This window comes from Phytoactinopolyspora endophytica, assembly GCF_004138495.1.
Taxonomy (GTDB): Bacteria; Actinomycetota; Actinomycetes; order Jiangellales; family Jiangellaceae; genus Phytoactinopolyspora; species Phytoactinopolyspora endophytica.
Genome location: NZ_ML142849.1, coordinates 460,854 through 464,434 on the forward strand (window position 1 = coordinate 460,854; position 3,581 = coordinate 464,434).

Below are 3,581 nucleotides of genomic sequence, written 5' to 3' on the forward strand. Positions count from 1 at the left end.
GCCATGGCGTGCCGGAGCTCACCAGGTTCCTCGGCGCTCTCAGCACGCCGGAAGCCAACCTGGCCACCGCCTACCGTGAGCTGATGGCCGTCGGGCACACGTCGGGTGCGGGGCTCTACACAGGCGTGCTCTGTGCATTGGCAGGGCCGCGCGCATTGTCACCCGATCGGAGGCGGACGTGAGCCGAGACCTGGACATACGCTCCGGCGTCTACCACGACTCCGTCACGCTCATGCAGGTCAGCCGCACCGTCGGTGACGAACCCGGGGTCAGCGCCGCGCTCGTCGCGATGGCGACCCAGCTCAATGTCGATCTCGTGGTCGGCATGGGCTTCGAGCCGCCTGCCGACGCCGGCCCCAACGATCTGCTGATCGCCCTCGAAGCCTCCGACGACGACGCGCTGGCCCGTGCCCGTGCTGCCGCCGACGCGGCGCTCGCAGCGAGCCGCACCGCGCCGCCGAGCGACTTCGGCAGCGAACCACGGCCTCGGACGGTGGGCGCCGCGATCGCCCGCTCCGACGCCACCATCGCGTTCGTCTCCACCCCTGGCGCCCACGCGTTCGGCGATGCCATGGACGCATTGACCAAGGGCGTGCCGGTGATCGTTTTCTCCGACAACGTCCCGCTGACGCAGGAGGTCCGGCTCAAGGAGGAAGCAAGCCGGCGCGGCCTTCTGGTCATGGGACCGGACTGCGGCACCGCCGTCATCGGTGGCGTCGGCTTCGGGTTCGCCAACGTCGTCCGGCCCGGACCGGTCGGCGTCGTCGCCGCCTCAGGAACCGGCGCCCAGCATCTGATGAGTCTGCTCGACGCCTCCGACGTCGGGATCAGCCACTGCCTGGGCGTGGGTGGGCGCGATATGTCCGACGAGGTGGGGGCGGTGTCGACGCTTGCCGCCATGGACGCGTTGGCGTCGGATCCCGCCACCGAGGTGATCGTCGTCGTCGGCAAGCCTCCCGGCCCGCGGGCCGCCGAACGCGTCCGCTCACATGCCGCCGCTCAGTCCACGCCGGTTGTCTTCGCGCTGCTGGGTGAAGGCGAGCCGGACCTCACCGAGACAGCGCGCTCGGTTGTCGACGCAGCCGGTGCGACGTGGTCCGAACCTCGCAGCTGGCCGGCGAGCACCGCACCCGAGCCTTTGCTCGAAGGCCCCGCACCGCATGCTCCCACTGCCGAGCGACCGGAGGACCCGGCGTCGCGTTCTCGCGGGTTCGTCCGGGGCTTGTTCTCCGGCGGCACGCTGTGCGACGAGGCGATGGCGATCGTCTCGGGCGAGCTCGGCGAGGTGCGCTCCAATATCCCTCTCCGCCCGGAATGGGCGCTCGACGCTGACCACGACGTCGGCGGTCACGTCATGATCGACTTCGGCGACGACGCGCTCACCCTGGGAAGGCCGCACCCGATGATCGACGGTTCGCTGCGCGCCGAGCGGATCCTGGCCGAGGCCGGCGACCCCACCTGCAGCGTTCTGCTGCTCGACGTCGTGCTCGGGCACGGCGCGCACCCCGATCCGGCCGCCGAGCTGGGGCCCGTGATCGGGGAGGCGCAGCTGACGGCCGCCCGCGACGGCCGCGAGCTGCCGGTGGTGGTCTCCCTGGTCGGGACGGCGGGCGACCCTCAGGACCTGGACCGCCAGGCGAAGACGCTGAACGATGCCGGGGCCGCAGTCTACGTGTCGAACGCCGCCGCCGCTCGCGAGGCGGTCCGGAGGGTGGCCGACCGTCCCGCCGGGCAAGGGCCGCCCGACAGCGTCACGGACGTCCTCGACACCGACGACGACCTACCCGGGGGTGAGGAGTGAACGCGCTCGACTCCCTGCTGACGTCCGAGCCGCGAGTCGTCGCCGCCGGCGCCGATCTGCTCTCCGAGGCGCTGGCCGGTCAGGCGGTGCCGGTCGAGCGCGTCGAGTGGCAGCCGCCGATGCCCGGCACCGAGACGAGCCTGTACGCGGTGATGGCCGACCCGCGCCGGGTCGACGCCAACCGAGAAGCGCTCGACCGGATGCTGGCGTCGACGGCGGAACTGGTCGACGTGCGTCCCGCCCAAGACGTGCTCGGCCTGCGGCCCGGCGAGTTCCTGCACGCCGGTCCCCCGCTGACCTGGGAACGCGCATCCGGCCCGATGCGGGGCGCGCTGATCGGCGCGATGATCTTCGAAGGCTTGGCGAGCACACCGGAACAGGCCGAAGCCGCGCTCGACGCGGGCGAGGGCATCTCCCTCACGCCCTGCCATGATCGGGGTGCCGTGGGCCCGATGGCCGGCGTCGTGTCGCCGTCGATGTGGATGTTCGAGCTCCGCGACGAGGCGAACGACGGCACGGCCTGGTGCTCGCTCAACGAAGGGCTCGGCAAGGTGCTGCGGTACGGCGCCTACTCCAGCGACGTCATCGACCGGCTGCGCTGGATGAGCGACGTGCTCGGGCCGCTGCTGCAGGCGGCGGTGCGCCGCCGGGGCCGGATCGACATCAAGAGCATCGTCGCCCAGATGGTGCAGATGGGCGACGAGGGGCACAACCGGAACCGGGCCGGCACCCTCATGCTGCTGCGCGAACTGCTGCCGGACCTCATCGACAGCGGCGCACCCTCGTCCCAGATCGCCGAGGCGGTCCGGTTCGTCTCCGGGAACGACCATTTCTTCCTCAACCTGGTCATGCCCGCCGGGAAGCTGCAGACGTCGGCCGGGGCGGGGATCGACGGCGCCACCGTGGTGACCACTATGGCGCGCAACGGCACCGACTTCGGTATCCAGGTCTCCGGAACCGGCTCGCGATGGTTCACCGCGCCGGCCGACACACCGCACGGGCTGTTCCTCGGCTCGTTCGGGCCCGACGACGCCAACCCCGACATCGGCGACTCGACCATCTGCGAGACCATGGGCATCGGCGGGTTCGCCATGGCGTCCGCTCCGGCCATCGTGCGCTTCGTCGGCGGCTCCGTCCCCGAGGCGCTGCGCACCAGTCAGCTGATGTACGAGATCACCTTGGCCGAGAACCCGGCCTACGCGTTCCCCATCCTGGAGTTCCGCGGCGCACCGACCGGGATCGACGTCACACTCGTCGCCCGCACCGGGATCCTGCCGCAGATCAACACCGGCATGGCGGGCAAGGTGGCCGGCACCGGCCAGGTCGGCGCCGGCCTGGTCAAGCCTCCGGCCGAATGTTTCACTGCCGCGCTGGACGCCCTCGCCGGGCTCTCACGCTCCGCCTTGTGACGGGTTCCTCAAAGGCGAACGGTCATTCTGTGTAACGGATCACGGCGCCGGGCCTAACAGGGGCATACGTTGGTTGGGAGGCTACGGCCTCGAGCACTACATGAGTTCAACGCGCCGGCAGGAGCCCTTCCTATGATCACACCCACCGACCGCCGCCTATCCACGAACGCACTAGTCATCGGGACGGGAGGCGCGGGGCTACGTGCCGCGATCGAACTGACCGAACGCGGCATCGACGTTCTCGCGGTCGGCAAACGCCGCCGTCAGGACGCCCACACCACGCTTGCCGCGGGCGGCATCAACGCCGCTCTCGGCACTCTCGACCCCGAGGACAGCTGGCAGCAGCACGCAGCCGACACCATCAAGGAGTC

4 protein-coding genes are annotated in these 3,581 nt (G+C 70.8%); all 4 read left to right on the top strand.

Going from position 1 to position 3,581, the window contains the following annotated elements:
- Window positions 1–182, top strand: a 182-nt coding sequence (locus tag ELR45_RS34405) for an oxamate carbamoyltransferase subunit AllH family protein (RefSeq protein ID WP_165367396.1), incomplete at its 5' end; no start/stop codon positions are given.
- Window positions 179–1,801, top strand: coding sequence for a hypothetical protein (locus ELR45_RS02065; protein ID WP_205855701.1), 1,623 nt, complete (start codon window positions 179–181; stop codon window positions 1,799–1,801). The genes ELR45_RS34405 and ELR45_RS02065, both read left to right, overlap by 4 nt.
- A complete protein-coding gene (locus ELR45_RS02070) occupies window positions 1,798–3,210 on the top strand; it encodes a YlbE family protein (RefSeq protein ID WP_205855702.1) in 1,413 nt (470 codons plus the stop codon). The genes ELR45_RS02065 and ELR45_RS02070 overlap by 4 nt, the downstream gene beginning before the upstream one ends.
- A gap of 132 nt (window positions 3,211–3,342) precedes the next feature.
- Window positions 3,343–3,581 (top strand): FAD-binding protein (locus ELR45_RS02075; RefSeq protein ID WP_129663430.1); only part of this gene is annotated, 239 nt, incomplete at its 3' end.